Annotated in this window: 25 protein-coding genes; 11 read left to right on the top strand and 14 right to left on the bottom strand. The window is 69.4% G+C overall.

From position 1 onward, the window contains the following. The 5 genes from ACWDOP_RS22480 to egtA all read right to left on the bottom strand — a co-directional run bounded on the left by ACWDOP_RS22480 (position 1) and on the right by egtA (position 5,195). Positions 1 to 399, bottom strand: coding sequence for a hypothetical protein (locus tag ACWDOP_RS22480; RefSeq protein ID WP_456346640.1), 399 nt, complete (start codon positions 397 to 399; stop codon positions 1 to 3). Positions 400 to 453: 54 nt separating this feature from the next. Next, on the bottom strand, positions 454 to 1,425 hold the full coding sequence (egtD, locus tag ACWDOP_RS22475; RefSeq protein WP_456346639.1) for an L-histidine N(alpha)-methyltransferase: 972 nt from the start codon (positions 1,423 to 1,425) through the stop codon (positions 454 to 456). Next, positions 1,422 to 2,315 (bottom strand): ergothioneine biosynthesis protein EgtC, encoded by an 894-nt coding sequence (locus ACWDOP_RS22470; protein ID WP_456346638.1) that lies wholly within the window; start codon positions 2,313 to 2,315, stop codon positions 1,422 to 1,424. Before ACWDOP_RS22470 ends, egtD begins: the two co-directional genes overlap by 4 nt. Beyond that, positions 2,315 to 3,655: an ergothioneine biosynthesis protein EgtB gene (egtB, locus tag ACWDOP_RS22465; RefSeq protein ID WP_456346637.1), complete on the bottom strand. Its 1,341-nt coding sequence runs from the start codon at positions 3,653 to 3,655 to the stop codon at positions 2,315 to 2,317. The genes ACWDOP_RS22470 and egtB overlap by 1 nt, the downstream gene beginning before the upstream one ends. 148 nt (positions 3,656 to 3,803) lie before the next feature. Further along, on the bottom strand, positions 3,804 to 5,195 hold the full coding sequence (gene egtA, locus ACWDOP_RS22460) for an ergothioneine biosynthesis glutamate--cysteine ligase EgtA (RefSeq protein WP_456346636.1): 1,392 nt from the start codon (positions 5,193 to 5,195) through the stop codon (positions 3,804 to 3,806). Positions 5,196 to 5,318: 123 nt separating this feature from the next. Here egtA and ACWDOP_RS22455 point away from each other — a divergent pair, with 123 nt between their 5' ends. Then, a complete protein-coding gene (locus tag ACWDOP_RS22455; RefSeq protein WP_456346635.1) occupies positions 5,319 to 6,491 on the top strand; it encodes an aminotransferase class V-fold PLP-dependent enzyme in 1,173 nt (390 codons plus the stop codon). Between the two features lie 112 nt (positions 6,492 to 6,603). Beyond that, positions 6,604 to 8,250, top strand: coding sequence for a fatty acyl-AMP ligase (locus tag ACWDOP_RS22450; protein WP_456346634.1), 1,647 nt, complete (start codon positions 6,604 to 6,606; stop codon positions 8,248 to 8,250). 56 nt (positions 8,251 to 8,306) lie between these two features. Here ACWDOP_RS22450 and ACWDOP_RS22445 read toward each other — a convergent pair whose 3' ends face one another. After that, on the bottom strand, positions 8,307 to 9,266 hold the full coding sequence (locus tag ACWDOP_RS22445) for a helix-turn-helix domain-containing protein (RefSeq protein WP_456346633.1): 960 nt from the start codon (positions 9,264 to 9,266) through the stop codon (positions 8,307 to 8,309). Between the two features lie 130 nt (positions 9,267 to 9,396). On the opposite strand from ACWDOP_RS22445, the gene ACWDOP_RS22440 reads away from it, so the two are divergent. Continuing rightward, positions 9,397 to 9,831: a MarR family transcriptional regulator gene (locus tag ACWDOP_RS22440; RefSeq protein ID WP_456346632.1), complete on the top strand. Its 435-nt coding sequence runs from the start codon at positions 9,397 to 9,399 to the stop codon at positions 9,829 to 9,831. Between the two features lie 74 nt (positions 9,832 to 9,905). Here the strand turns inward: ACWDOP_RS22440 and pth are convergent, their stop codons facing one another. From pth to ACWDOP_RS22425, 3 genes are all read right to left on the bottom strand, one after another. After that, on the bottom strand, positions 9,906 to 10,487 hold the full coding sequence (pth, locus tag ACWDOP_RS22435) for an aminoacyl-tRNA hydrolase (protein WP_454208948.1): 582 nt from the start codon (positions 10,485 to 10,487) through the stop codon (positions 9,906 to 9,908). A 24-nt stretch (positions 10,488 to 10,511) separates the two neighbouring features. Continuing rightward, positions 10,512 to 11,117, bottom strand: coding sequence for a 50S ribosomal protein L25/general stress protein Ctc (locus tag ACWDOP_RS22430; protein WP_456346631.1), 606 nt, complete (start codon positions 11,115 to 11,117; stop codon positions 10,512 to 10,514). A gap of 231 nt (positions 11,118 to 11,348) precedes the next feature. Next, on the bottom strand, positions 11,349 to 12,017 hold the full coding sequence (locus ACWDOP_RS22425; RefSeq protein WP_456346630.1) for a lysophospholipid acyltransferase family protein: 669 nt from the start codon (positions 12,015 to 12,017) through the stop codon (positions 11,349 to 11,351). Positions 12,018 to 12,166: 149 nt separating this feature from the next. On the opposite strand from ACWDOP_RS22425, the gene ACWDOP_RS22420 reads away from it, so the two are divergent. Both ACWDOP_RS22420 and ACWDOP_RS22415 read left to right on the top strand, forming a co-directional pair. Further along, entirely contained in the window at positions 12,167 to 12,739 is a 573-nt protein-coding gene (locus ACWDOP_RS22420) for a TetR/AcrR family transcriptional regulator (RefSeq protein ID WP_456346629.1), read from the top strand. Between the two features lie 97 nt (positions 12,740 to 12,836). Continuing rightward, positions 12,837 to 14,462 carry a peptide chain release factor 3 gene (locus tag ACWDOP_RS22415; protein WP_454208940.1) on the top strand — a complete coding sequence of 542 codons (1,626 nt, stop codon included), beginning with the start codon at positions 12,837 to 12,839 and terminating at the stop codon, positions 14,460 to 14,462. A 97-nt stretch (positions 14,463 to 14,559) separates the two neighbouring features. On the opposite strand, the gene ACWDOP_RS22410 is transcribed toward ACWDOP_RS22415, so the two are convergent. Both ACWDOP_RS22410 and ACWDOP_RS22405 read right to left on the bottom strand, forming a co-directional pair. Next, positions 14,560 to 15,075, bottom strand: a complete 516-nt coding sequence (locus ACWDOP_RS22410) for a nuclear transport factor 2 family protein (protein ID WP_454208938.1) — start codon at positions 15,073 to 15,075, stop codon at positions 14,560 to 14,562. Between the two features lie 117 nt (positions 15,076 to 15,192). Further along, positions 15,193 to 16,086 carry an Abi-alpha family protein gene (locus ACWDOP_RS22405; protein ID WP_454208936.1) on the bottom strand — a complete coding sequence of 298 codons (894 nt, stop codon included), beginning with the start codon at positions 16,084 to 16,086 and terminating at the stop codon, positions 15,193 to 15,195. 325 nt (positions 16,087 to 16,411) lie between these two features. Here ACWDOP_RS22405 and ACWDOP_RS22400 point away from each other — a divergent pair, with 325 nt between their 5' ends. Further along, complete coding sequence (locus ACWDOP_RS22400) at positions 16,412 to 17,758, top strand: hypothetical protein (RefSeq protein WP_456346628.1); 1,347 nt, start codon at positions 16,412 to 16,414, stop codon at positions 17,756 to 17,758. Continuing rightward, positions 17,755 to 18,606, top strand: a complete 852-nt coding sequence (locus ACWDOP_RS22395; RefSeq protein WP_456346627.1) for an Abi-alpha family protein — start codon at positions 17,755 to 17,757, stop codon at positions 18,604 to 18,606. Before ACWDOP_RS22400 ends, ACWDOP_RS22395 begins: the two co-directional genes overlap by 4 nt. A gap of 26 nt (positions 18,607 to 18,632) precedes the next feature. Here ACWDOP_RS22395 and ACWDOP_RS22390 read toward each other — a convergent pair whose 3' ends face one another. From ACWDOP_RS22390 to ACWDOP_RS22380, 3 genes are all read right to left on the bottom strand, one after another. Then, positions 18,633 to 20,435, bottom strand: coding sequence for an ABC-F family ATP-binding cassette domain-containing protein (locus ACWDOP_RS22390; protein ID WP_456346626.1), 1,803 nt, complete (start codon positions 20,433 to 20,435; stop codon positions 18,633 to 18,635). A gap of 208 nt (positions 20,436 to 20,643) precedes the next feature. Beyond that, positions 20,644 to 21,582 carry a 4-(cytidine 5'-diphospho)-2-C-methyl-D-erythritol kinase gene (locus ACWDOP_RS22385; protein ID WP_456346625.1) on the bottom strand — a complete coding sequence of 313 codons (939 nt, stop codon included), beginning with the start codon at positions 21,580 to 21,582 and terminating at the stop codon, positions 20,644 to 20,646. 127 nt (positions 21,583 to 21,709) lie between these two features. Next, positions 21,710 to 22,462, bottom strand: coding sequence for an SDR family oxidoreductase (locus ACWDOP_RS22380; protein WP_456346624.1), 753 nt, complete (start codon positions 22,460 to 22,462; stop codon positions 21,710 to 21,712). 82 nt (positions 22,463 to 22,544) lie between these two features. Here ACWDOP_RS22380 and ACWDOP_RS22375 point away from each other — a divergent pair, with 82 nt between their 5' ends. From ACWDOP_RS22375 to ACWDOP_RS22360, 4 genes are all read left to right on the top strand, one after another. Further along, entirely contained in the window at positions 22,545 to 23,153 is a 609-nt protein-coding gene (locus ACWDOP_RS22375) for a TetR/AcrR family transcriptional regulator (RefSeq protein WP_456346623.1), read from the top strand. A gap of 103 nt (positions 23,154 to 23,256) precedes the next feature. Beyond that, a complete protein-coding gene (locus ACWDOP_RS22370) occupies positions 23,257 to 23,463 on the top strand; it encodes a heavy-metal-associated domain-containing protein (protein ID WP_354985196.1) in 207 nt (68 codons plus the stop codon). After that, entirely contained in the window at positions 23,464 to 24,333 is an 870-nt protein-coding gene (locus ACWDOP_RS22365; RefSeq protein ID WP_456346622.1) for a hypothetical protein, read from the top strand. Then, on the top strand, positions 24,333 to 26,573 hold the full coding sequence (locus ACWDOP_RS22360; protein ID WP_456346621.1) for a heavy metal translocating P-type ATPase: 2,241 nt from the start codon (positions 24,333 to 24,335) through the stop codon (positions 26,571 to 26,573). Before ACWDOP_RS22365 ends, ACWDOP_RS22360 begins: the two co-directional genes overlap by 1 nt. The last annotated feature ends 98 nt before the right edge of the window (positions 26,574 to 26,671 follow it).

The following is a 26,671-nucleotide window of genomic DNA, read 5'->3' as shown; positions in this document are numbered from 1 at the left end:
TCAATCAACCGGGTCCGGCGACTGCCGCCACTCGCGCAACACGCGCCGCCCGCACAGCACCGTTACCCCGAGCGCTCCCACCGCGATGAGTGCGGCGGAGTGAATCCGCTCGGTACGATTCTGCGCACACTGCGGCCCGAAATCCGGTGCGGTGCAGTCCGAGCCGTCCGAACAGATCTCCGGTCCCGTCCAGGCGTTGCGGGGATGCACGATCGACCCGCAGTCCACGTATCCGGCCGGATGCGGGAGCGGGAGCACCAGCAGGGCGAGCGCGCCGGTCAGCAGGAGCAGGCCGCCCGCAAGCCAGAGCCGATCGCGGCTCCAGCCGAGCAACAACGGCAGGGCGGTGCAGAACGCGGCCACTCCGAGGCAGAGGCCGAAAATCTCCCACGGCTTCACTGCCTTCGATCGTAGGGCGCGCGCCACACCGCCAGTGCCGGATTTGCCGGTTTTCTAGTGACGTTCGGCGAGGACGAGCGCGAAACGATCCTGCGGATCCGTCCACACCCGCTCGGTGCCGAAACCCGCTGCGGCCAGCTCCTTCTCGAGGCCGTCGGGACGGAACTTGGCGGAGATCTCGGTGCGCAGGTGCTCACCGGCGGCGAAATCGACCGTCAGATCCAGGTCGGCGACGGTGACCGTCATGGCCTCGGTCGCCTCCAGCCGCATCTCGATCCACTCGTTCGCCGCGTCCCACAGCGCGACATGAGCGAACTTCTCGGGTGCGAAGTTCGCGCCCAGGCGGGAGTTGAGCACATGCAGCACATTGCGATTGAACTCGGCGGTGACTCCGGCGGCGTCGTCGTACGCGGGCACGAGCACCGCCGGATCGATGACCAGACCCGCGCCCAGCAGCAGCCGCTCGCCCGGTTCGAGCACATCGTGCACGCCGGACAGGAACCGCGCCCGCTCACTCGGGACCAGGTTGCCGATGGTGCCGCCCAGGAACGCGATCATGCGCCGGCCGCCGCGCGGCAGGTTCTCCAGCGTGGCGGTGAAATCGCTGACCACCCCGTGCACGGCCAGTTCCGGGAACTCGGCGGCGACCTCGTCGGCGGAGGCCCGCAACGCGGACACTGAGACATCCTGGGGAACATAGGTTTTGAGCGGTCCACCGGTGGTGAGCGCGTCCAGCAGCAGCCGGGTCTTCGCCGCCGAGCCCGCGCCCAGTTCGACCAGCACCTCGGCCTGGGCGGTGGCGGCGATCTCGCCGACCACCCGCTCCAGCAGGGCGCGCTCGGTGCGCGTGGGGTAGTACTCCGGCAGTTCGGTGATGCGCTCGAACAGCTCGCTCCCGCGCGCGTCGTAGAACCACTTGGGCGGCAGCCACTTCGGGCTCGCGGTCAGCCCCTGCCGAACGTCGGACCGCAGTGCCGCGGTCAGGTCGTCGTCGGTGAGATGGATCTCCAGCGTCGCAGCGCTCATGAAGGTGCCCTTTCGATCTCGATATCCAGTGGCGTCACGGTGCATCGCCCCGGGCGCGCCACCACCAGTTGCCCGTCCGCGATCGGCTGCCAGCGCGGATCGTCGTCGTAGGGCTCGGAAGCCAGCACCGCGACATCCCCGTCGGCCAATACGGCCAGCGAGTGGTACCGCGTGGTCGCCCACGCCGTTTCCCCGTCGCAGAGCAGCAGATTCAGTCGTGCGTCCGGAGATTCCCGCAGCACGGCCCGAACCAGCTGCCGCAGTGCGGTGTCCGGGTCGGTGTCCGCGAGCAGCGCGCGCAGAATCACCCACAGCACGGCCGAATCGGTCAGCGCCTCGGCCTCCAGCAGCCCGGTCACCCCGAACTCGGCCGCCACGGCGGTCAGCGCCCGCCGCCAATCCGGGACGGCGCCGTTGTGACTGAAGGCCCACCGCCCGTGCGTGAACGGCGCGCACGCGGCCCGCTCGACCGGCAGCCCCGCGGTCGCCGACCGCACGGCCGCCACCATCGCACCCGAGAACAGTTGCGGCAGCACCTCATCCACCGCCGGGTCGCTCCAGATGGGCGCGGCGTTGCGGTACCGCGTGACCCTGGGCGAGTCCCCGTCGGCGCGCACCTCGGACTCCGGACTCCGGCCGCCCGCCGCATCGATCCCCGGCGTCTCGGACCCCGGCGGCATCCCGCCGTGCCAGGCCACCCCGGCCCCCGGGTTCGGCGGCGCCGGCCGCACCGGCGTCCACCACGCGACCCCGAATCCGTCCGCGTTGATGGTGCCCCCGCCCCGCATCTCGCGCGGCGCCCACGACTGCGTGCGCAGCGAGTGCGGTCCGCGAGTGATCAAGTCCCCCACCGGAACCGGGGGGCCCAGGTAGGCGAGGTGACGGCACATCAGCCGTCCTCGGGCATGAGGTCGCGGGCCAGCCGGAAGCCGGAGAAGATCTGGCGGCGGATCGGGTGGTCCCAGTTGCGGAAGGTGCCCCGGGCCGCCACCTGGTCGGCGCCGAAGGAGCCGCCGCGCAGGACCCGGTAGTCACCGCCGAAGAAGACCTCGGAGTACTCGCGGTAGGGAAATGCGCGGAAGCCGGGGTAGGGGGTGAATCCGGAGGACGTCCACTCCCACACGTCGCCGATCAACTGGTGCACCCCGAGCGGGGAGACGCCGGCCGGATACGCGCCCGCGTCCGCCGGTTCCAGGTGGCGCTGACCGAGATTCGCGGTGTGCTCGCCGGGATCTGCTTCGCCCCAGGGGTATCGGCGCGAGCGACCGGTGGCCGGATCGAAGCGCGCGGCCTTCTCCCATTCGGCCTCGGTGGGCAGGCGCTTGCCCGCCCAGGTGGCGTACGCCTCGGCCTCGAAGAAACACACGTGCACGACCGGCTGATGCGGCCGCAGCGGTCGCATCTCCCCGAAAACCCGCCGCCACCACTGGCCGCCGCCGTCGCGCTCCCAAAACTGCGGAGACGTCAGCCCGGCGTCGAGGCGATGCGCCCAGCCCGCCTCGGACCAGAGTTCGGGGCGGTCGTAGCCGCCGTCCGCCATGAATTCCAGGTAGCGAGCGTTGGTGACCGGCGCGATGTCGATGGCGTAGCCGGGCACGTGCACCGGGTGCGCGGGCCGCTCGTTGTCCAGCGCCCACGGATCGTCGTCGGTACCCATGACGAATTCCCCTGCGGGAACGACGACTTCACCGTCGGCGGGCACGCTCACCCCCGGCGGGGCGGGCGCGGTCAGCACCCGCTCGCCCGTCCGCAGCTGATGGGTGGCCAGCATGGTCTCGTCGTGCTGCTGTTCGTGCTGGGCGATCATGCCGAAGGCGAAACCGTCCGACACCAGCGCGTCACCGCGAAGGGGACTGCGCTCCAGCACATCCCACACCCTGTCGCGCACCGTGCCCACGTAGTCGCGCGCCTCGCGCGGATTCAGCAGCGGCAGCGCCGGGCGGTTGGCCCGCGCGTGCTTGAACGCGTCGTACAGCTCGTCGATGTCGGCCCGAACCGCTTCGCGCCCACCGACATCGCGCACCAGCCAGAGTTCCTCCTGATTGCCGATGTGCGCCAGGTCCCAGACGAGCGGGCTCATGATCCGCGAGTGCTGCGCCACCAGCTCCGCCTCGTCGACGCATTCGACCAGCCCCACCGTCCGGGTCCGGGCCCGTTCGAGGGTCTCGGCGATGCGCCCCCGCAGCCGCTCGGTCTCCGACCGGTCCGACCCCGGCAGCTGAATACTCATGACAGAACTCCGAATTCGAGGAAAGTGGTGATCCCTGGCGTGCCCGGTGGCCGTAGCTCGGCGGCGGACGCGATCGACCGGACCCGCGGGCTCGTTCCGTGCCGGGGGTTGCCCCGCGCGGTGACTCGCGTCCGGCGGCCTCCGGCGCTCATCTCCCGCCCTCGGTTCCGTGCCCTTCCGCCGGACCGGCACCGGTGGCGCACCGAGCGGCGGCAGCGGCCAATTCCCCCGCGGCCGCCGGGGTCGGGGCGTGCGCCGCCGCCAGTTCGAGCAGGGCTACGGCCGCGTCGCGGATCTCGCGATCGGCGAGACCGTGCCGGGCGGCCTCGGACCAGAGGTCGGCGGTCGGGGCGGTCAGGGTGGTGGCCTCCGCGACCGCGGCCGGGCTGCTCAGCAGGGCGTCGAAGACGTGGACCGGGGTGGTCCAGGTGTCGCCGGGCTGGGCGTCGAGGTAGCGGACCTCGAGGTGGCCCGAGGCCCGGACCAGCGGGAACAGGGTGGTCAGGTGGTAGTCGAGGTCGGATCGGCCGGGACGGCGGCCGATCTCCTCGTCCAACGCCCCGCACAACCAGTCGGCGAAGGTCGCCCCGGGCGGGGCCGACCAGTCCGCGACGTTCCCGGTGGCCGAAGCTCTCTGTCCGTTGCCCGCGGCGCGCCCCGGGTCGTGCGGCGCGGGCGCCGGGCGTACGCACAGCAGCGGGACGTCCAGGGCCCAGCGCGCGTAGCCGGTGATCGGGTCGGGCCAGTGGTGCACCGGCGGACGGGTGCGCTGGTGGTCCAGGCGGAGCCAGGCTCGCATGCGCTGGGACGCCCACTCGCCGGGCGGCGCGCCGTGCAGGGCCGGTGAGCAGGCGAAAGCGGCCAGCAGGGCCGGTCCCATGGCGTACAGGGCCGTCCAGCGCGCGGAGATCTCGGCCGCGTCGGCGCCGGCGTCCACGCTGACCTGGGCGGCGGCGGTGTTGCACATCATCAGCGCGCCGAACGGGCCGATGCCGGCGAAATTCTTCTCCATCGCGCAGTAGCGCGGGAGCTGGAGGAGCCGTTCGGGCGCGCGGTGTGCGTCGGCCGCCAGGGCGAAGGGGTGGATGTCGCGGGAATTCAGCAGTTCCCGGAGGCGGACCGAATCGGCCCGCAGGCGCTCACTCAGTTCGGCGGCGGTGCCGAACGGGGCGCTGGAGAGTTCTATCTGACCGCCGGGTTCTACGGTGACCCGGCTCCCGCCCGGTAGCGCAAGCTCCGGTGACGCGGGGGAAATCGACTGTGGCGCATGGGGCCCGAGTGCGTCGGCGAGCACGCTCAACTCCGGACGCGGGGCGGACGGCGAACACTCACCGATCGCGGTGAGCCACTCGAGTTCGGCGCCGATCAGCGCGGGTGGCCCCTGCTTGAAACAGACCTTGCCGATGTACGCCTCGGCCGCGGCTCTGGAGGAGAACTCGCTCCCGGGCGCCCGCGCGGCGCGGCCGTTGTGCGCCGCGGCGGCCGGGACCGGTGGCCCGGCAACTCGTGGCAAACCGGTAGGGGACGTCGTGATCGCCATACCAACCTCCGCTCACCCGAACCGCCGCCGCCCGGACGCAGGGCGACCCCAACCAGAGTAGCGACCCGATCCGACAAGAAATCTGACGAAAGGGAGAACACACCAACCGATATGGTCGATTACATGGTGAACATCTCCCGCTTGCGGGCCGATACCCCGGGTTGCGAAGGCCAGGTTTTTCTCGACAGCGCCGGTTCCTCGCTGCCGCCGCGGATCGTGGTGGACACCGCGATCGACCATCTGCGGCGGGAGGCCGAGATCGGCGGCTATCGCGCGGCCAACGAGCGCCTCGGCGACCTGGCCGCGGTGAAGACCACCATCGGCACGCTGATCAACGCCGATCCCGCGAGCATCGCGCTGAGCGACAGCGCCAGCCGATCCTGGACCGATTTCTTCTACTCGGTGCCGCTGCGGGCGGGCGACCGCATCCTCATCTCGGGGGCGGACTACGCCAGCAACGCCATCGCCGCCCTGCAGCGCGCGCGGCGCAGCGGCGCGAGCGTGGAGGCGGTCCCCAGCGACAGCAGCGGGCAACTCGATCTCGACGCCCTGGCGTCCATGATCGACGAACGCGTGAAACTGGTCTCGCTGGTTCATGTTCCGACCAACGGCGGGCTGGTGAACCCGGTCGCCGAGGCCGCCCGCATCGCGCGCCGGGCCGGTGCGCTGGTCCTGCTCGACGCCTGCCAATCCGCCGGGCAGCTGCCCCTGGACGTGGCCGAACTGGACGTGGACGCGCTGTCGGCGACCGGGCGCAAGTGGCTACGCGGGCCGCGCGGCACCGGCTTCCTGTACGTGCGCCCCGAGCTGGCCGCCACCATGGAACCCGAGCGTCTCGATCTGCACAGCGCCGCCTGGACCGGACCGGACGAATACACCCTCGCCGCCGGCGCCACACGCTTCGAATTCTGGGAATGCGATGTCGCGGCCCGGCTCGGCCTCGGCGCGGCCGTGCGCTACCTGCTCGAACTCGGCCCCGCGGAGGTGTACGCGGCCATCGCCGAGCGCGCCGCCTATCTGCGCAAGACGCTCGCGGAGATCCCGCGGGTCAGTGTCCGCGATCGCGGCACCCAGCATGCCGGAATCGTCTCGTTCACCGTCGATGGCCTCGATCCGATAGCCATCCGCGACCGCCTCGCCACCGAATCCATCACGGTCACCGTCAGCCACCGGTCCTCCACACTGCTCGACATGACCGACCGGGCCCTGCCCGCGGTGGTTCGCGCCTCCCCGCACGCCTTCGTCAGCTTCGAGGATCTCGACCGCTTCCGGCTCGCGGTCGCCGCCCTGACCTGACGCGCCGGGCGGGGGTGGGCGAACCACGGCGTGGCGGAAAACCTCAAACGGACGACAGGGCGGTGCGGGGGCCGGGATAGTTGTCACATAGGCAGCGTTTGAGGAGTCGCTCATGAGCCGCTTCACCGACGAAATGTATGCAACAGCACGCACATCCGGCCACGGGTTGGTGACCGGTGAGCCGGACGCGCCACTGCGCCGGACCTGGGGGGAGATACACGCGATCGCCCGGTGCATGGCCGGTGGGCTCGCGGCCGCCGGTATCGGGCAGGGCGACGCGGTGGGCGTGCTGGCCGGGATGCCGGTCGATATCGCGCCCGCCTGCCAGGCGGTGTGGATGCGCGGGGCGTCGATCACGATGCTGCATCAGCCGACCCCGCGCACGGATCTGCAGGTCTGGGCCCGCGACACCGAAACCGTGCTGCGCATGATCGAGGCGCGGGCGGTGATTCTGGGCGCGCCCTTCGAGGCCGCCGCGCCCCTGCTCGCCGAACGCGGCATCGCGGTGGTCACCATCGACGCCATGCGCGCCGGCGAGGCCATCGACCCGCTGCCGACCGGTGAGGACGACGTCGCGCTGCAGCAATTGACGTCCGGGTCCACCGGTTCGCCCAAGGCGGTGCGGATCACGCACGGCAATTTCTTCGTCAACGCCTACGCGATGTTCGATCGGGTGAAGTTCCAGCTCGACGACGACGTGATGATCAGCTGGCTGCCGCTGTTCCACGACATGGGCATGGTCGGATTCCTCAGCGTGCCCATGCAATTCGGCGCCGAGGTCGTCTGTGTGACGCCGCTGGACTTCCTGATGCGGCCCATTCTCTGGGCCGAGCTCATCTCGAAATATCGCGGCACCGTCACCGCCGCACCGAATTTCGCGTACTCCCTGCTCGCCCGCAGACTGCGCAACGCTGAGGACGGCGCCTTCGATCTCAGCAGCGTGCGCTACATGTGGAACGGCGCGGAACCGGTGGACGCCGACACCATGGTCGCCCTGGCGGATGCCGGACAGCGGTTCGGGCTCAATCCCATGGCGCTCACGCCGGTGTACGGCATGGCCGAAACCACACTGGCGGTGTCTATTCCGGATCCGGGACTGGGGCAGGTGCTCGACATCGTCGACGCCGATCTGCTCGAGGCGATCGGCAAGGCGGTGCCGGTCCGCCAGCCCGAACACCACTACGGCAACCTGCGCCGCCTGCCGACCCTGGGCTATCTGGTCGACAATCTCGAGGGCCGGGTGGTCGACGCCGATCGGCAGCCGCTGCCGGTGCGCAGCGTCGGGGTCATCGAGTTACGCGGCCCCGCGGTGACTTCCGGCTACGTCACCGTCAACGGTTTCGTCCCGGCGGTGGACGCCGACGGCTGGCTCGACACCGGCGACATCGGCTATTTCACCGATGCCGGACTGGTCGTGGTGTGCGGCCGGATCAAGGACGTCATCATCATGGGCGGCCGCAACATCTTCCCGACCGACATCGAACGAGCCACCCTGCGCGTCAAGGGCGTTCGGCCCGGCAACGCGGTCGCGGTGCGCCTGGACGCGGGCCAGAAACGCGAGAGCTTCGCGGTGGTGGCCGAGAGCAACGACCACCAGAATCCCGAGGAGGTCAAGCGGATCGAGCACGACATCGTGCACGCGGTGTTCTCCGAGGTGGGTGTGCGTCCGCGCAGCGTGACGATTCTCGGGCCTGGGGCGCTGCCGAAGACGTCGTCGGGCAAGCTCCGCCGGTCGGCCACGGCGCAGCATTTGGGGTGAGTGGTGGGCGTACCCGCATGGGCCGGGTATGCCCGCGTGCGTCGTGAGCGATTGGATCACGCTGTACCGGTTCGGGTTTCGATCGCCTTGCGGATCAATGCCCGCGCCCTGTCTCCGCCAACGGACTGCTTGGCCAAGATATCGAACGTCCGATGGTAGACCCTGATCTCTCCCGGCTGAGTGATAGTCAGCTCCGCCGCAATCCCTTCGACCGAGACCCGACGTTCATCGAACATGACGAAATTCGTCAGCTGCATGGGGAGTTCGGCGTCGAGGGGAACAATCCCGAACGTCACGCGCGGTAGGCCCATCGCAGCTATCAGCCTGTCCAGCTGCCCCCTCATCACTGGATCTCCACCGACATCGTTGTACAAGGCTTGCTCGCCCATCAATAGGTGAATCCGGCGGTCGCCCCGGTAGAGGATCTGTTGCCGCTCCAGACGTTTGGCAACGCCCTCGTCCAGATCATTGGGTATCTGATGGAATCTGATAGACCGCTGCAAGGTCACTGCGGCGTACTCGGCAGTCTGAAGCAATCCGGGTACCAGCGACGGTTGATACACCCGCATCACCTTGGCCTGCTGCATCAGACGCAGGATCTCGTTCTGTTTGACCTTGGTTCCGCCGCTGAGCGTTCTGCGCCACTCGCGATACGCCGTATCGATGGTCTGGAGCGATGCGACAAGCTCAGGTATCTCCCCCTCGGCCCCGGTGAGCTTGCACCACAACCGAATGTCAGCAATCGATGGCTTGGTCTTGCCGTGCTCGATCTTGGGAACCCGGGTCTGGTGCCAGCCCGCCCGGCGGGCAAGCTCGCTACCGCTCAATCCGGCGAACTGGCGAAGCGCGATGAAGGTGTCCGGTTCGGCGAATCCCAGCAGCAGGTGGGGAATCTCGATAATTCCCGGGGTTTGGGTCTTCCAGCCCACCACCACGTACGTCTCCGTATCCGTCGCGTACAAGGTCGGGCACTCTCCATCGCCTGAACCGCCCTTGCCGAGAAACTTCAACAACATGATCGGTCTCCTAGTTCGGCATAGTCGTGGCCTTGGAGACAGCCGGTTTTCTACCGTCGTTCTCAGGCGGCCGGGGTCGCTGGAGTCTCGGCTCCGGACCGCCTCACCCAACGACGACAGGGGTATGCACATGCCGCTCACCGAGTCACAGGCCACGGTGCTCGCCGCGCTGGCCGCCCTGGAACCGGAACAGTCGCTCACCGTCCGGCAGCTCTGCGAGAGAACGGGTTTCACGAGTTCGGGTACCCGCAAGATGGTCAATGCTTTGGCCGTGTCGGGGCTTGCGCGGTGTAACCGGTGCGCCCCGGCCGGCTGGAGGATCACGCACCTAGGATTAGCACTGATCAGCGCGCGCCGGTACGGCGACTACCGATCCGACAGGCTCGGAGGCGATGCGGCGGAGTTCGAACGCCCGCGTTGTTGGCTCCAATACGCCGACGGCACATGGGAACCCGTGTGGGCGGACGGATCGGTCGGCGATCCGGACACGGTGTCGAACCTGGTGCGGGCGGTTCACGGCGACCAGCGGAGATGCCCGGTAATCGAGCTGCGCGTGGTGCGGTAGCCGCGGCGAACGGGTCCCGACATACGAACGTGCCCCCGTCCGAATATCGAACGGGGGCACGCTCACTCGCCAGCTCAGTGCAACCGATTCTGGGCGTCGACCAGACCGACCCGCAGCAGTGTCTCCACCGCGTCCGCGGCCTGCTCCACGATCACCGGAACCTCTTTGCGCTCCGCGGCGGAAAAGGGTTTCAGCACATAGTCCGCCGGATCCTGGCGGCCCGGGGGCCGGCCGATTCCGAAACGAACCCGCAGATAGTCCTTGGTGGTCAGCGCCTGCGACATCGAGCGCAGGCCGTTGTGACCGCCTTCGCCGCCACCCTGTTTGAGCCGGATCACGCCGAAGGGCAGATCCAGTTCGTCATGGACGGCGATGACCTCGGTGGCGGGCACCGAGAAGAATTTGGCCAGCGCGGCGACGGGCCGCCCGGACAGATTCATATAGCTGCGCGGTTTGGCGATCAATACCTTGCGCCCGTCCAGACGGGCTTCCAGTAGATCGGCGCCGGACTTCTTGTGCACGGTGAAACGGCCGCCCACGCGCTCCGCGAGCACATCGGCGACCATGAAACCGACATTGTGCCGGGTGCGCTCGTACTCGGTTCCGGGGTTACCCAGTCCGACCACGAGCGCGGGCCCGGCGTATGCCTCGGTCATCGAAAACCGTTGCGGGAGGCCGAATTACTCGGCGGCTTCCTCGGTGGCCTCGGCCTCGGCGGTCTCGTCGGCCTCGACCTCGGCGGCCGGGGCGGCGATGATGTTGACGATCAGGGCCTCCGGGTCACCGGCGAGGGTGACGCCCGCGGGCAGCTCGATGGCGCCGGCCAGGATCTGGGTGCCGGCCTCGGCGCCCTCGATGGAGACCTCGATGGACTCGGGCAGCTTGAGGGCGTCGGCCTCGATGGACAGCACGGTGGCGTCCTGGGTGACCAGGGTGCCGGAGGCGGCCTCACCGGTCAGGGCGACGTGCACATCGGCGGTGACGCGCTCGCCACGACGGATGATCAGCAGGTCGGCGTGCTCGATGTAGCGGCGGATCGGGTGCACGACCACGGACTTGGTCATCGCCAGCTGCTTCTTGCCGCCGATGTTCAGGTTCAGGATGGCGTTGGTGCCGTGCTCGCGCAGGATGGCGGCGAATTCACGGGAGTTCACCGAGAGGTGCTGCGGCTCCTCGTTGTGGCCGTAGAGCACGGCGGGCACGTTGCCGTCACGGCGGGTGCGGCGCGCGGCACCCTTGCCGAACTCGGTGCGTACGGTGGCTTCGAGAAGGTTGGCGTCGGACATGACTGTCTACTCCTACGGCTCGTCCGGGCTGATGTCAGCGTGCTGGCCAGGGGATCTTGCCGCCCTGGCGCGAATTGGTGGTCTGCTCGTCGGGCGAAGACCAACATGGACGGCCGAATAAGCCGAGCCGCGTCGATCACGGTGGACATTTGGGGGTGTCGCACCCTCGCCGAGACAACCCGAAGACTCTAACACGCGGGCCGAACCGCTTTACACCGCCCCTACCTCGAGCTATGCGGCGTCGGCGTGTTCGGCGAAAGTGGCCGCGTAGCAATCCACATAGGGACGGCCCGAGCGGCGCACCAGGTCGGCCATCAGCTCGTCGGTCGCACGGCGCACACCGTGCCGGTCGGACGGGACGAAGTGGCGCGGGCGGCCGATGGAGATGCGCACCTGCGCGGGACGCAGGAAGCGCCGGTTCCGCGGATTCACCCTATCGGTCCCGGACAGCACGACCGGAATCACCGGCGCCCCGGTTTCCATCGCCACCCGGATGACGCCGGTGCGACCGCGATAGATCCGGCCGTCCGGGGATCGGGTGCCCTCGGGATGAATGCCCCAGATGCCGCCCGACCGCAGGATCCCGACCGCCGCGCTCAGCGAATCCCCGCCCGCCGCGCCGCCGGACCGGTCCACCGGCACCTGTCCCGTCGCGTTCATGACCCACCTGCTCACCCGGCCGCGCCAGCCGCCGGTGGTGAAGTACTCCTGCTTGGCGATGAAGGTGATCCGCCGGGGCAGGATCAGCGCCAGGTACAGCGAATCGACCACGGCCAGGTGGTTGGCCGCGATGATCACCGGGCCGTCGGCCGGAATGTGGTGCAGCCCCTCGACTTTCGGGCGCCCCATGATGCGGAGCACCGGACCCACCAGCACGTGCTTCAACAGCCAGTACCACATGTCTACCTCCCCGGGAAAGTTCGCGTAGACACTGTCTACACGATGGGGTAGACAGTGTCTACAGCGAATCGCGCCGCACCGCCGGCCGCGGCGAAACACCCGTATAGGCCCCTGCGCGAACATGTTCGGCGACACGGGAGGATGAGGGCATGAGTGTGGTCGAGCCGCTGCGGGAACGACTGGTGAGCACCGGGGTCCGGATGCTGGAGGAAACCGGCGCCGCCCAACTGGGATTGCGCGCCATCGCCCGCGAAGCCGGGGTATCCCACGGCGCGCCGCGCCGCTGGTTCCCCACCCACAACGCGCTGCTGGCCGCCATCGCGGCGCACGGCTACGCCGATCTCGGCGCGAGACTCGCTGCGGTACAGGGTGAGTCGGCCCGCGCGCGCGTCGAGGCCTCCGGACTCGAATACGTGGGCTTCGCCGCCGGCCGCCCGGAGATGTTCGCGCTCATGTTCCGCCACGATCTCCTCGAGGGCGCGGGCGGCAATCTCCGGGTCACCGTGACCCTCCCGATGTTCCACCGCTGGCGCGACCTGGTCGGCGAATCCGCGCCCGGCCGCACCCGATCGGAAACCAACGAACTCGCGTTGAGCCTGTGGACCCACTTCCACGGCATCGCCACCGTCGTGGCCACCCGCAGCCTCGAGGCGGTCGCCCCCGGCGCGGACCCGTCCCACCTGGTCGCGCAGGCCGTCGCCAGGCATCTGGGCACTGCCTGATCGACGGCCGCCGGACGCCCGACCGGGGAACCGGCTGGTGGGGGCGGGGACCTCGTCGCGTACCCTGGTTCGGTTGCCGTCTGCGAAGGAGTTTCCCGTGAGTTCCCCGACTGCCAGCGCGACCACCCCCAATTCGGGGCGAGTGGCCGACGAGGTGGCCCGGCGGCGCACCTTCGCGGTGATCTCCCATCCCGACGCGGGTAAGTCCACGCTCACCGAGGCGCTGGCGCTGCACGCGAAGGTGATCTCCGAGGCCGGCGCCATCCACGGCAAGGCGGGTCGCAAGTCGACCGTCTCGGACTGGATGGAAATGGAGAAGGCGCGCGGCATCTCGGTCAGCTCCACCGCGCTGCAGTTCGAATACGGCGACTGCGTCATCAATCTCGTCGACACCCCCGGCCACTCCGACTTCTCCGAGGACACCTACCGGGTGCTCACCGCGGTCGACGCCGCGGTCATGCTCATCGACGCCGCCAAGGGCCTGGAACCGCAGACGCTCAAGCTCTTTCAGGTCGCGCGCGATCGCGGCATCCCGGTCATCACCGTCATCAACAAGTGGGACCGGCCGGGCCAGGCGCCGCTGGAACTGCTCGACGAGATCACCGAGCGCATCGGGCTGACCCCGACCCCGCTGTTCCTGCCCGTCGGCATCGCGGGCGACTTCCGCGGCCTGCTGCGCCGCGGCGCGGAGGGCGCGCCGACCGAGTACATCCACTTCACCCGCACCGCGGGCGGCGCGACCATCGCGCCCGAGGAGAGCTACACCCCCGCCCAGGCCGCCGAGCGCGAAGGCGACGTGTGGGAGACCGCCGTCGAGGAGAGCGAGCTGCTCTCCGCCGCCGGGCAGGACCACGACCAGGAGCTCTTCCTGGCCGGGCACACCTCACCGGTCATCTACGGCTCGGCCATGCTGAACTTCGGCGTGCGCCAGATCCTCGACACGCTCATCGAGCTCGCGCCCGCGCCCGCCGCGCGCGTCGACATCAAGGGCGATCCGCGCAACATCACCGACCCGTTCAGCGCCGTCATCTTCAAGGTGCAGGCCGGCATGGACACCGCGCACCGCGACCGGCTCGCCTTCATGCGCATCGTCTCCGGCGAGTTCGAGCGCGGCATGGTCGTGACGCACGCCCAGACCGGGCGGCCATTCGCCACCAAGTACGCGCTCACCGTGTTCGGCCGCGAGCGCACCACCGTCGACACCGCCTACCCGGGCGACGTGGTCGGCCTGGTCAACGCGACCGCCCTCGCGCCGGGGCACACCCTGTTCGTGGACAAGAAGGTGGAGTTCCCGCCGATCCCGTCCTTCGCGCCCGAGCACTTCGCCACCCTGCGCGCCCAGAGCGCGGGCAAGTACAAGCAGTTCCGCAAGGCCATCGACCAGCTCGACTCCGAGGGCGTGGTGCAGGTCCTGCGCAACGACATGCGCGGCGACGCCTCCCCCGTGCTCGCGGCGGTCGGCCCCATGCAGTTCGAGGTCGTCACGGCCCGTATGAAGAGCGAGTTCAGCGTCGAGACCCAGCTCGACAACCTGCCCTACTCGCTGGCCCGCCGCACCGACGCCGAGTCGGCCGAGGAACTCGACCGCCAGCGCGGGGTCGAGGTGTTCACCCGCACCGACGGCGCGATCCTGGCGCTGTTCAGCGACAAGTGGCGGCTGCAGTACATCGTGAAGGAGTTCCCGAAGCTCACCCTCGAGCACCTGGTCGCGGGTACGGATTGAGTCGCGGGGGCTACGCCCCCACACCCCCTGAAGTGGGAAGATCCCGGGGGCCATGCCCCCGAACCATACGTCTCGAGATGTGGGGCGAAAGCCACCGTCAGCCCATGGTTCCCGTGGATTCGGGGTCGGTGCGGGGAGCATCGGCCGGGTCGCGGGCGATCAGGCCCCACCGGCTCGAGGTGAGCCTGAGGCTCGGGAGGTCCGAGAGGGACAGGACCACCTCGTAGGTGCGCTCGTAGCCGGTGTGGGCTATCCGCCATTTGCCGTCGTCGCATTTGACGTACTGGTCGGAGTAGAAGGCGGCGCCGCGCAGCAGCATGTTGTGGCCGGGGATCAGGACCGTGTCGGCCAGGTACCAGGTGCCGACGGCCTTGTCCCCGGTGACATCGATCTCCGGGTGGTCGCAGCGGTGTTCGGTGATCACGTGCGGGCCCAAGGTGTTGCGCATGAAAGCCAGGAAGGCGTCGCGCGATTCGAACTGGAGGTACTCGCTGTAGGTCGCGGTCGCCTCCGGAATCATGGTGTCGGCGAACTCCTCCCACGATTTCGTGTCCAGGGCACGCAGATACCGGAACTTCAGCCGGCTGATCGCGGCAACCGCATCGGAATCCATGCCTCCCACAATCCCATCAGGAATGCGGGATACCGCGCGATTTAGCGCAGATTTGTACCGTATCGCTATCAGACGGGCGCACCCGCGCCCCGGAAACCACCGGGACGCGGGGCGCGCTCAGCTGTTGATCGTGAAGCAGGTGGTGCAGAAGTCCTCGCCGAACTCGGTGAGGCGCAGACTCTTTCGCACGATCTTGGGCACCCGGCCCGCCTTCTTCAGCGCGGTCTCCACCACCGGCTGCACCTCCAGCACCATGTAGCGCGAGAGCAACACCGGATCGTCGGAGGTCGCGGTGAGCCCGAGCCGGTTGAGGTTGATCAGGTAGTGCCGGGCGCGATCGGGGTAGCGCACGCCCGCCTGCTCCGGCACCGAGGTCAGATCGCCCTGCACCAGCTCCGAGCCGATGCCCAGCGGGCGGTTCGTGCGCACGTCGACCGAGGGCTGCGGGCCGTTGAGCGCCATGAAACGCAGGATGCGCGCCTCGTCCGGCGCGAGCTGATCGAGGATGCGGTCGTAGGCCGGGTGCACGTCCTCGGTGAAGTACACGTCGGCCGAGCGCGCGAGCAGCGCGTCGCCGCGACGGCGCAGGTCCGCGCCCGAGGCCGACCGCACCAGGCCGTTGGTCCCGTTCAGCGCGGGCTGGGGATGGCTCGGCCCGCCGACCGGGGTCGGCACGTAGCTGACGATCTCGCGCACCGAGCCCTCGGTGACCCCGAGCGCGCTTCTGGCGATCGAGCGCAGCGCCGCCCCCGTGCGCTCGGCGATGTCGGCCGACGAATCGCCGTCCAGCGCCGCCTGGGTCAGTTGTTTGGTGATCTCGACACTGGTGCCGACCGCCCACTCGGTGCCGCGCACGGCGGTGCCGACCGCGAGCCCGGCGGCCCGGAAAGCACCCCGGATGAGGCGCGCCTCATTGCTGATCTGCCGCTGCTCCACGTCCGAGCTGCGTTCCACGGCGCGCGAACCCGGGCGGACCACGTCCTGCCCGGTCCTATCGTCTGCCACGTCCATCTCCGAATATCGCCAGGTGAACTAACCGTCCACAGATTATTGCCGCCGCTCGACCCCCGAGCACGCCGAACCGGACAAAGCCACCCGAAGGCTACCCGGTTCGAGCACGGCCACACGCGCTGAGCATGACCCCTGACACCCCCGTACCGCAGAGGATATGGATGTGGCTCCCGCCATTGTTGTGCCCACGCCGAAGTACCGGGACATCGGGACACCCCAGTGTGACCGAGATCTCCGACTCAGACAGCGCCACGCTGGACTCGCTTCCTGAATTCACAGTAAGGTCCGAGGCGCCGAGGGGTGCGTACGCCGGCGGCGGTTCCGGGTGCGGGTCGGCAGGAGGGTGAACTTGTTAGAGAGTGTCTTCGGAGTGCACCCGACAATTTTGTTGGAACTGCTCACGATTCCGTTGTTCACGGGTGTCATCGGCTACATCACCAACTGGACCGGCGTGCTCATGCTGTTCAAGCCGATCCGGTTTCACGGGTTCCGGCTGCCGGGGTTGGCGGCGCTGTTTCCCTACCTGCCCAAGCGGATTCAGGTGCTGCCGTTGCTGCAGTACGACGGGCGGATGGGTTGGCAGGGGATCGTCCCGTCCCGCGCGGACAAGATGGCGAGCATCGCCGTCGATAAAGGTTTGGCGAAACTCGGGAGTGTCGCGGATTTCTATCGCGAGCTGGAACCCGACAAACTTGCTGAACACTTGACTGAAATAGCGGAAACTCAGATCCACGACATCGTCGAGGACATCCTGCGCCGCGAACATCCGCAACTCTGGTACAACCTGCCGACCGGTATTCGCGAGATGGTCCACAACCGAGTTCGCGAGCAGTTGCCCGATATTCTGCGCGAACTCACCGACGAACTCGGCAACAACATCGACCAACTGCTGGATGTGAAGCAGATGGTCATTCGCTACTTCCAGGCGCGCCCGCAACTGCTCAACAGCCTTTTCCAGGTGCTGGGCGCCAAGGAACTGCGCTTCATGCAGAACTTCGGCTTCTACTTCGGCGCGCCCATGGGTCTGCTGCTCGTCGGCGTCCTGCACTGGACCGGCTGGTCGGCGCTGCTGGTGCTGCCGGTCGGCGGCATCGTCATCGGCTGGGTCGTCAACTGGGTCGGCATCAATATGATCTTCGCGCCGGCGTATCCGAAGTGGTGGTGCCCGTGGCGGCAGGGCCTGCTCATCAAGCGCCAGCCCGAGATCACCGAGGGGTACGCCGAGATGGTCGCCAGTCAGGTCATGACCGTCGCGAACATCGGCGACGAACTGCTCAACGGCCCGCGCAGCGACCGCACCATGCAGATGCTCCAGGACACCCTCAAGCCCGCCGCGGACCGGGCGCTGGGGCCCGCGCGCGGTGCGGTCAAGTTCATGCTGGGCAGTCGCGAATACGACTCGCTGCAGGACAGCTTCACCTCCGAGGCGATGAACATCGCGCCCATCGCGTTCGCGGATCCGGCGTTCAATGTCCAGCAGGGCAAACAGGTCCAGGACTACATCGCCAAACAAATGTCGGCGCTGGCCCCGCCGGAGTTCGTCGACATGCTGCGATCGGCCATCAAACAAGATGAATGGCTCTTGTTTGTCCATGGCGGCGCGCTGGGGCTCCTGGCCGGTTACGCTCACCTCCTGATCTTCGGAACAGGAGTGGCTACCACATGGATATGACCGAATCCGACTCGGGCGAGGCGGAACCCGCGGATACCTCCACCGAGCTGCTGGTGCGCCGGGGCACACCACTGCCGGTTCCGGTTGCCGCGCGCGGTCTCGTCACCGGGCCGGTGCGCACCGCGACGGGCGTGGTGCGCGTGGCCGTGTCGGCCGCGGTGGAGGCGGGCACGTGGGGCCTGAGCACCGCGATCGGGGTCACCTCGGTCGTCCTGCGCGGCAGCGTCGCCGGTCAGCCGCCGCGCGACATCCTCTCCGAAGCCCATGCGCAGGTCAGACATTCGGTCAGACAGGCGCTGGGCGTGCCCGCCCCGCACCCGGCCGATATCGCCCCCGAGGTCTCCCCCGCCACCGTCCTGCGTGCCCGCGGCGCCGAATTGCTCCGGCGCTCAGCCGATTTCCACGCCGAGGACGAATCCCGCCACCATCCCGCGTACGCCCGGATCCTGGGCGAGCTGGCCCCGGACGAGGCCCGCGTCATTCGATTCCTCTATCTCGACGGCCCCCAGCCGATTCTGGTGGTGCGCACCGGCCGCACCGGCGCCGGCGGCGAGTTCACGCTGCTGGGCGACGACGCCGCGCTGCGCTATCCCAACCGGGTCGAGGAGTATCTGACCAATCTCGACCGGCTCGGACTGGTCGATATCGCGCGCGAACCACTCGGCAATCCGAACAGGTACCAGCTGCTCGAAGCGCTGCCCGAGGTGCGGAAGCTGTTGAAGCGCGCCGGATTCGGTACGAAGGTCCTGTACCGGACGATCGAACTGACCTCGTTCGGCGCGGGTTTCGTGCGCACCTGCCTGCCGGTGCCGGCGCTGGATCGAGCCGCGCTGGAACAGCACGGCTGATCGTCATCGAACGGCGCGGCTGATCATCAGCCCTCGGCCAGTTCGGCCAACTCCATCCAGCGCTCCTCGGCCGCTTCCTTGTCCGCCTGCACCTGCTTGAGCTCGCTGCCCAGGCTGATCAGCTTGTCCGGGTCGGTGGCGGCGTCGGCCAGCGCGGTGTGCAGCTTGCTCTCGCGCTCGTCGAGCTTGGCGATGGACCGCTCCAGCTTGCCGAGCTCCTTGCGGGCGGCGCGGTAGGCGGCCGAATCCGTCGTGGCGGCACCGGAATCGGCGGCGGCCGCCCCGGCGTTGACGCCCGGCTTGGCCGCGGTCGCGGCGCGCCGCTTCAGGTACTCGGTGATGCCGCCCGGCAGGTTGGTGAGCTTGCCGTCGCCGAACAGCGCCCAGGTGGTGTCGCAGACGCGCTCGATCAGGTACCGGTCGTGCGAGATGACGACCATGGTTCCGGGCCAGCCGTCGAGCAGATCCTCGAGCTGCTGCAGGGTGTCGATGTCCAGGTCGTTGGTCGGCTCGTCCAGCAGCAGCACGTTGGGCTCGGACATCAGGATTCGCGTCAGCTGCAGGCGGCGGCGCTCACCGCCGGACAGATCCCCGACCGGAGTGCGCTGCTTGGCGGGGCTGAAGCCCAGGCGCTCGGCGAGCTGGCTGGCGGTGATCTCCTTGTCGCCGAGCATGGTTCGCATGGCGACGTCCTGAACCGCTTCCAGCGCGCGCATGTCCAGCGGCAGATCGTCGAGTTCCTGGCGCAGCCAGCCGATCTTGACGGTCTGGCCCTGAATGCGCTTGCCGCTCTCGAGCGGCTGCTCCCCCGCCAAGGCGCGCAGCAGCGTGGTCTTGCCGGAGCCGTTCACCCCGACCAGGCCGACGCGTTCGCCCGGCGCGAGCCGCCAGGTCAGATCACGCACGAGTTCGCGACCGTCCGGGGTGGCCAGGGTGGTGTCCTCGAGTTCGATCACCACGCGGCCCAGGCGCCTGCGCGCGAACGAGGCCAACTCGACGCTGTCGCGCGGGGCGGGCACGTTGGCGATCAGCGCCTCGGCGGCCTCGATGCGGTAGCGCGGCTTGGAGGTTCGGGCCGGCGCGCCGCGGCGCAGCCAGGCCAGTTCCTTGCGCGCCAGATTCTGGCGGCGGGCCTCGCTGGCGTCGGCCTGGCGGGTCCGCTCGGCGCGCGCGAAGATCCAGTCGTTGTAGCCGCCCTCGTAGGTCTCGACCTTGCCGCCCTGCACCTCCCAGGTGCGGGTGGCGACGGTGTCCAGGAACCAGCGATCGTGCGTCACGACCACCAGCGCGCTGCGCCGCGCGACCAGGTGCTCGGCCAGCCACTGCACGCCCTCGACGTCGAGGTGGTTGGTGGGCTCGTCGAGCACCAGCAGGTCCAGTTCGCGCACCAGGGCCGCGGCCAGGGCGGTGCGGCGGCGCTCACCACCGGAGAGGTTCGAGACCGGGGTGTCCATGCCCAGATCCGCGATGCCGATGCCCTCGACCACCGAGCGGATGCGCGTGTTGGCGGCCCACTCGTGCTCGGCCACGCCGTCGGTCATCTGATCCTGGGCCAGACCCGCCAGCACCACCTCGCCGACGGTCGAGCCCTCGGGCAGCACCCCGCGCTGGGTGACCACGGCGATCCGCAGGCCGCCGACGCGGCTCACGCGCCCACTGTCGGGCTGCTCGAGCCCGGTCAGCACCTCGAGCAGCGTGGTCTTACCGCCGCCGTTGAGCCCCACCACACCGATCCGCTCGCCGGCGTGCACGCCGAGCGAGACGTTGTCCAGCAGCGGAGTGATCCCGAAGCTCTTCGAGACCTGCTCCAAGTTGATGAGGTTGGACATGACACTCCTCCGCCTCCCCGCCACTTCCGCGCACGGGTGAGAGCCGTCGATTTTCCTGCGTGCGTGCCGGAGGTCAAGTGCGTTGACCATGCTGGGCGTGCCCGGCGAGTTACCCCGACCGCACGAGATCGGTTGTCGCGCGATCACGGGGCCGTTTGCCTGTACCAACCCTATCGGTTCGGCCGCGCGGGCCGTCCGGCAGTGAGGTTCAGCGCCCGGGTGCGGCCGAGGGGCCACCGAGGATGCGGGCGCCGGGAACCGGGCCGTACGCGGTGCGCACGCTGCGGCACACGCCCGCGCCGGAGAGTTCGGCGGCGACCTCCACGGCGGCCTCCTCGTTCTCGCACAGGAAGGCGCAGGTGGGACCGGAGCCGGAGACGATGCCGGCCAGCGCACCGGCGGACACCCCCGCGCGCAGGGTGCGCCGGAGTTCGGGCGCCAGCGAGAGCGCCGCGGCCTGCAGGTCGTTGCCGAGCAGCGGCGCGAGCTGGCGGGGATCGCCCGAGGCCAGGGCCTGCAGCAGCGCCTGCGGGCTGTCCAGCCGGGGCGGGTCGCCGTCCGCGCGCAGGCGGTCGAGTTCGTGGAAGACGGCCGGGGTGGAGAGCCCGCCCTTGGCCAGGGCGAGCACCCAGTGGAAGGTGTTGCGGCACAGCACCGGTAGCAGTTCCTCGCCGCGCCCGCGGCCCAGCGCGGTACCGCCGTGCAGGGCGAAGGGCACATCGCTGCCGAGTTCGGCTGCGATGTCGAACAATTCGGCGCGCGCCAGGCCCAGTTCCCAGAGCTCGTTCAGCCCGAGCAGGGCGGCGGCCGCGTCGGCGCTGCCGCCCGCCATGCCACCGGCGACCGGAATGCCTTTGGCGATGGCCATTTCCACCAGGGGCGCGCGCTCTCCCAGGTCGGCCAGGCGCACGGCGGCCTTCCAGACCAGGTTGCCCTGATCGGTGGGCACCTGGTCGGCGCCCTCGCCGCTGACCGTCACGGCCAGGGCCGCGGCCGGGGCGATCTCCAGATCGTCACTGAGGGAAAGGGCTTGGAAGACCGTGGTGAGGTCGTGGTATCCGTCGGGACGGAGGTCGCCCACCCCGAGGTGCAGATTCACCTTCGAGGGCGCGCGCACGACGACGGGACGGGGCACAACAGACAGCACGCGCTCAGCCTAATCGGGGAATCGAGGTCCCGGTGCGCGCAGGGGGCGGAGTTCATCGGTGTTCATCGGCGTTCACCGGGACTTCCGGAACCCGACGAACTCCGCTCCCGGGGTTGTCGCCGCCTGGTCACAGGAGGGCGCCGCCGGTGGCGTCTATCCATTGGCCGGTGACCCAGCGCGCGTCGTGCGAAGCGAGAAAGCCCACGATGTCGGCGATTTCGCCGGGCTGGGCCACGCGGTTCAGCGGTGAGCGGGCCGCGGTGGCGGCCTGCCCCTCGGGGGTGCGCAGCCAGGCCGCGTTCATGTCGGTATCGACCGCGCCGGGCGCGACGGCGTTGACGGTGATGCCGCGGGGGCCGAGTTGTTTGGCCAGGGTGCCGGTCAGCGCGTCGACGGCGGCCTTGGTCATGGTGTACGCGACGAGTTCGGGCAGGTGCGCGCCCCTGGTCAGTCCGGTGGAGACGTTGACGATGCGGCCGCCGTCGCGCAGGCGGCCGAGGCCGAGCTTGGTGACGAAGAACGGCGATTTGGTGTTGACCGCGAACACCCGGTCGAAGGAGTGCTCGTCGGTGCCCTCGATGGGTTCGCGGATGCCGTCGGTGCCGGCGTTGTTGACCAGGATGTCGAGCCCGTCGGCGTGCGCGTCGAAGGCCGCCCAGAGGGCCTCGGCGTCGCCGGGCACCCCGAGCGGGGCCGAGATAGCGAAGGCCGATCCGCCCGATGACTCGATGGCGGCGACGGTCTCCTTCGCCGCGGCCGTATTGCCGTTGTAGTGCACCGCCACGCGGGCGCCGTCGCGGGCGAGCCGCTGCGCGATGGCCCGGCCGATGCCGCGTCCGCCGCCGGTGACCAGGGCCGTCTTACCGGTGAGTGCGCTCATGTCGTTGCCACAGCCTTTCTTTAACGATCGTTACAGAAGGGCACCGTAGCACATTGTTTAGCGAGCGCTATAAAATAGATTCATGGCAACGCCGGCCCGGGGACGCCCCCGCTCCTTCGATCGAGATGCCGCCCTGGACAAGGCTTTACGCCTGTTCTGGCGGCAGGGATACGAGGCCACCTCGATCAGCGACCTCACCGGCGAACTCGGCATCGGCGCACCGAGCCTGTACGCCGCGTTCGGCGACAAGAAGCAGCTCTTCGACGAGACCATCACCGCGTACGGCGCGCGCTACGGCGGCTTCGCCGCGCGGGCGCTGGCCGAGGAGCCGACCGCCCGGGCCGCGGCGGCCAGGACCCTGCGCGAGGCCGCGATCGAGTACACGACCCCGGGCCAACCGGGCGGATGCATGGTGATCAGCGCGGGGATCAACACCACCAACGCCGAGGTCGCGGCCCGGCTCGAGCGCCTGCGCAACGCCAACGTCGATGCCTTCGAACAGCGGATTCGCGCCGATGTCGCGGCGGGGATACTCCCGGCGGGGACGAACGCCGCGGCACTGGCACGCTATGTCGGCACGGTCATGCAGGGCATGTCGCAGTCCGCGCGCGACGGCGCGGACCGGGCCGAGTTGCTGACGGTGGCCGAGTTGGCCCTGCGCGCCTGGGACGAGGCCCCGGCCGGCGGCTGAGCATTCGGTCGCGAAGCACTTGCGCCAGGTACCCATGGGGGGTATGTTTTCGGTGTCGGGGATACCCCCACACCGTATGAAGCGCGAGCCGAGGAGTCGAATCATGGCCACCAGCACCTACACCGTCACCGGCATGACCTGCGGCCACTGCGTCGGGTCGGTCAAGAAGGAGATCGGCAAGATCGATGGTGTGACCAGTGTCGATGTCGATCTGGCCAGCGGGCGCGTGCAGGTCGAGTCGGCCGCGCCGGTCGCCGACGCCGACATCGTCGCGGCCGTCGACGAAGCGGGCTACGAGGTGGCGGTCTAAATGAACGATCGCCTCAAGTTCGCGGCCTTCGGCGCCGGGCTGGTCGTGCTGTTCGGCGCGGCGCTCGGCATCGGCGCCCTGGTCGGCGATCCGATCGGGTCCGATGCGAGCGACAGCGACACCGCGAACGGGTTGCGGCAGAGCGAATCCGGCTACTCGCTGAGCGAGGTCGCCGCCCCGGCCGCCCCGAATCAGCAGGGGCCGCTGAGCTTCCGGATCGACGGCCCACGGGGCGCGGTGACCGAGTTCGACACCCTGCACGAGAAGAAACTGCATCTGATCGTGGTGCGTTCGGACGCGAGCCAGTTCCGGCACGTGCATCCGCAACTCGCCGCCGACGGCACCTGGTCGCTGGACTGGAAGTGGGCCGAGCCCGGTACCTACCGCGTCTTCGCCGACTTCTCCCCCGCCGGCGGCCCCGGTGAACTCACGCTGAGCCGCACCGTGACCGTGGCGGGCGACGCGGCGGACAAGCCGCTGCCGCCCCCGTCCAGGACCGCCACGGTGGACGGTTACCAGGTCACCCTCACCGGTGATCTGAACACCGCGGGCAGTGAACTGAGTTTCGCCATCGCCCGCGACGGCAAACCGGTCACCGATCTGCAGCCGTACCTGGGCGCGTACGCGCACCTGGTGGCGCTGCGGGCGAGCGATCTCGCCTACCTGCACGTGCACCCGCAGGGCCAGGTCGGCAAGACACCGCCCGGACCGGACGTGTCGTTCCACGCCCAGGCGCCCAGCGACGGCGAATACCGCCTGTACCTGGACTTCTCACACAACGGCTCGGTGCACACCGCGGAGTTCACCACGAAGACGGCACCGGCCGCGTCCACCTCGGACGGGCCCGCGCAACACGGAGGAGGTCACTGATGAGCGCACCGGCACCCGCACGGTCGATCGAACTCGAGATCGGTGGTATGACCTGCGCCTCCTGCGCGTCCCGAATCGAGAAGAAGCTCAACAGAATCGACGGCGTCACCGCGACGGTCAACTACGCCACCGAGAAGGCCAAGGTCAGCTTCCCGGATTCGGTGACGGCCGACGACCTCATCGCCAAGGTCGAGGACACCGGCTACACCGCCGCCGTGCACAGCCCGGAACCGGTGAAACCCGATGCCCCGGAAGCCGATTCGGCGCCGACCGCGACCCAGCAGCTGCGCCATCGGCTGCTGGTGAGCCTGGCGCTGGCCATCCCCGTGGTCGCGATGGCCATGATTCCCGCGCTGCAGTTCACCAACTGGCAGTGGCTCTCGCTGACACTCACCGCGCCCATCGTGGTGTGGGGCGGCGCGCAGTTCCACCGCGCGGCCTGGGTCAACGCCAAACACGGTGCGGCGACGATGGATACGCTCATCTCGCTGGGCACCGCGGCCGCGTTCGGCTGGTCGGTGTACGCGCTGTTCTTCGGCGACGCCGGCATGGCGGGCATGACGCACCCCTTCACCCTGACCATCGCCCGCGGTGACTCGTCCTCGGCGCTGTACTTCGAGGTCGCGGCCACGCTCATCACCGCGATTCTGGCGGGCCGCTACTTCGAGACCCGGTCCAAGGAGAAGGCGGGCTCGGCGCTGCGGGCACTGCTCGAACTCGGGGCCAAGGATGTGGCGGTGCTGCGCGACGGCGCCGAAATCCGGATCCCGGTCGGCGAATTGCGCGTCGGCGACGAGTTCCGGGTGCGCCCGGGCGAGAAGGTCGCCACCGACGGCACGGTGGTGCACGGCAATTCGGCGCTCGACATGAGCATGCTGACCGGCGAGTCCGTGCCGGTCGAGGTCGGGCCCGGCGATCAGGTCGTCGGCGCGACGGTGAACGCGGGCGGTCTGCTGACCGTGCGCGCCACCCGGGTCGGGGCCGACACCCAACTGGCACAGATGGCGTCGCTGGTGGAGGACGCGCAGAACGGCAAGGCGCCCGTGCAGCGGCTCGCCGATCGGGTGGCCGGGGTGTTCGTGCCCATCGTCATCGGGATCTCCGTCGCCGCACTGGGTTTCTGGCTCGGCACCGGCGCCGCGGTCTCGACCGCGTTCGGCGCGGCGGTGGCCGTGCTGATCATCGCCTGCCCGTGCGCCCTGGGCCTGGCCACGCCGACCGCACTGCTGGTGGGCACGGGTCGCGGTGCGCAGCTGGGGATTCTGATCAAGGGTCCGCAGGTGCTGGAGTCGACCCGGCGCATCGACACCGTGGTGCTGGACAAGACCGGCACCGTCACCACCGGGCGCATGTCCCTGGATCGGGTGATCCCGGCGGACGGCGTGGACGCGGCGGAACTGCTGGCGGTCGCGGCGGCGGTGGAGCACGGCTCCGAGCACCCGGTGGCCAAGGCCGTGGTGAGCGGGGCGGCCGAGCGGACGCTCGCGCTGGAACCGGTCGAGCAGTTCGTCAGCCACGGCGGCAAGGGTGTGCAGGGCCTGGTCGCCGAGCGCGCGGTCGTCATCGGGCGCACCGAATTGCTCGCGGACTGGTCCATCACGCTGCCGAAGGCGCTGGCCGAGGCCAAGACCGAGGCCGAACAGCAGGGCAAGACCGCCATCGCGGTGGCCTGGGACGGGGAGGCCCGCGGCGTGCTCGTCATCGCCGACGCCGTCAAACCCACCAGCGCGCAGGCGATCTCGGAGATGCGGGCGCTCGGGCTCACCCCCGTGCTGCTGACCGGCGACAACGCCGCCACCGCGCGGACCGTCGCCGATCAGGTCGGCATCGACGAGGTGATCGCCGAGGTGCTGCCCAGCGACAAGCTCGACGTGGTCAAGCGACTGCAGGAGCAGGGCAAGGTGGTCGCCATGGTCGGCGACGGCGTCAACGACGCGGCCGCCCTCGCCCAGGCCGATCTGGGCCTGGCCATGGGCACCGGCACCGACGTGGCCATCCAGGCCGCCGATCTGACGCTGGTGCGCGACGATCTGCGCTCGGTGCCGACCGCGATCAAGCTGTCGCGGGCCACGCTGCGCACGATCAAGGGCAACCTGTTCTGGGCCTTCGGCTACAACGTGGCGGCGATCCCGCTGGCGGCGGCGGGACTGCTCAATCCCATGCTCGCCGGCGCGGCCATGGCGCTGTCCAGTGTGTTCGTGGTCAGCAACAGTCTGCGACTGCGCCGGTTCGAGGGCTGAGCCGGATTGGGCAGCGGTCGAGACCGCCCACCGCACGGGGCCGTTCGGATCACCTGATCCGGACGGCCCTTTCGCATGCGCCGGGGTTTCGGGCCGGT

This window comes from Nocardia sp. NPDC003693 (genome assembly GCF_053981095.1).
This window is presented reverse-complemented; position numbering and strand designations above follow the sequence as displayed.

Excerpts from the sequence above, each read along its gene's own strand:
- egtD (WP_456346639.1), bottom strand. The coding sequence starts at position 1,425 with ATGAGCGCTGCGACGCTGGAGATCCATCTCACCGACGACGACCTGACC.
- ACWDOP_RS22470 (WP_456346638.1), bottom strand. The coding sequence starts at position 2,315 with ATGTGCCGTCACCTCGCCTACCTGGGCCCCCCGGTTCCGGTGGGGGAC.
- egtB (WP_456346637.1), bottom strand. The coding sequence starts at position 3,655 with ATGAGTATTCAGCTGCCGGGGTCGGACCGGTCGGAGACCGAGCGGCTG.
- egtA (WP_456346636.1), bottom strand. The coding sequence starts at position 5,195 with ATGGCGATCACGACGTCCCCTACCGGTTTGCCACGAGTTGCCGGGCCA.
- ACWDOP_RS22455 (WP_456346635.1), top strand. The coding sequence starts at position 5,319 with ATGGTGAACATCTCCCGCTTGCGGGCCGATACCCCGGGTTGCGAAGGC.
- ACWDOP_RS22450 (WP_456346634.1), top strand. The coding sequence starts at position 6,604 with ATGAGCCGCTTCACCGACGAAATGTATGCAACAGCACGCACATCCGGC.
- ACWDOP_RS22445 (WP_456346633.1), bottom strand. The coding sequence starts at position 9,266 with ATGTTGTTGAAGTTTCTCGGCAAGGGCGGTTCAGGCGATGGAGAGTGC.
- ACWDOP_RS22440 (WP_456346632.1), top strand. The coding sequence starts at position 9,397 with ATGCCGCTCACCGAGTCACAGGCCACGGTGCTCGCCGCGCTGGCCGCC.
- pth (WP_454208948.1), bottom strand. The coding sequence starts at position 10,487 with ATGACCGAGGCATACGCCGGGCCCGCGCTCGTGGTCGGACTGGGTAAC.
- ACWDOP_RS22430 (WP_456346631.1), bottom strand. The coding sequence starts at position 11,117 with ATGTCCGACGCCAACCTTCTCGAAGCCACCGTACGCACCGAGTTCGGC.
- ACWDOP_RS22425 (WP_456346630.1), bottom strand. The coding sequence starts at position 12,017 with ATGTGGTACTGGCTGTTGAAGCACGTGCTGGTGGGTCCGGTGCTCCGC.
- ACWDOP_RS22420 (WP_456346629.1), top strand. The coding sequence starts at position 12,167 with ATGAGTGTGGTCGAGCCGCTGCGGGAACGACTGGTGAGCACCGGGGTC.
- ACWDOP_RS22410 (WP_454208938.1), bottom strand. The coding sequence starts at position 15,075 with ATGGATTCCGATGCGGTTGCCGCGATCAGCCGGCTGAAGTTCCGGTAT.
- ACWDOP_RS22405 (WP_454208936.1), bottom strand. The coding sequence starts at position 16,086 with ATGGACGTGGCAGACGATAGGACCGGGCAGGACGTGGTCCGCCCGGGT.
- ACWDOP_RS22395 (WP_456346627.1), top strand. The coding sequence starts at position 17,755 with ATGACCGAATCCGACTCGGGCGAGGCGGAACCCGCGGATACCTCCACC.
- ACWDOP_RS22390 (WP_456346626.1), bottom strand. The coding sequence starts at position 20,435 with ATGTCCAACCTCATCAACTTGGAGCAGGTCTCGAAGAGCTTCGGGATC.
- ACWDOP_RS22380 (WP_456346624.1), bottom strand. The coding sequence starts at position 22,462 with ATGAGCGCACTCACCGGTAAGACGGCCCTGGTCACCGGCGGCGGACGC.
- ACWDOP_RS22375 (WP_456346623.1), top strand. The coding sequence starts at position 22,545 with ATGGCAACGCCGGCCCGGGGACGCCCCCGCTCCTTCGATCGAGATGCC.
- ACWDOP_RS22370 (WP_354985196.1), top strand. The coding sequence starts at position 23,257 with ATGGCCACCAGCACCTACACCGTCACCGGCATGACCTGCGGCCACTGC.
- ACWDOP_RS22365 (WP_456346622.1), top strand. The coding sequence starts at position 23,464 with ATGAACGATCGCCTCAAGTTCGCGGCCTTCGGCGCCGGGCTGGTCGTG.
- ACWDOP_RS22360 (WP_456346621.1), top strand. The coding sequence starts at position 24,333 with ATGAGCGCACCGGCACCCGCACGGTCGATCGAACTCGAGATCGGTGGT.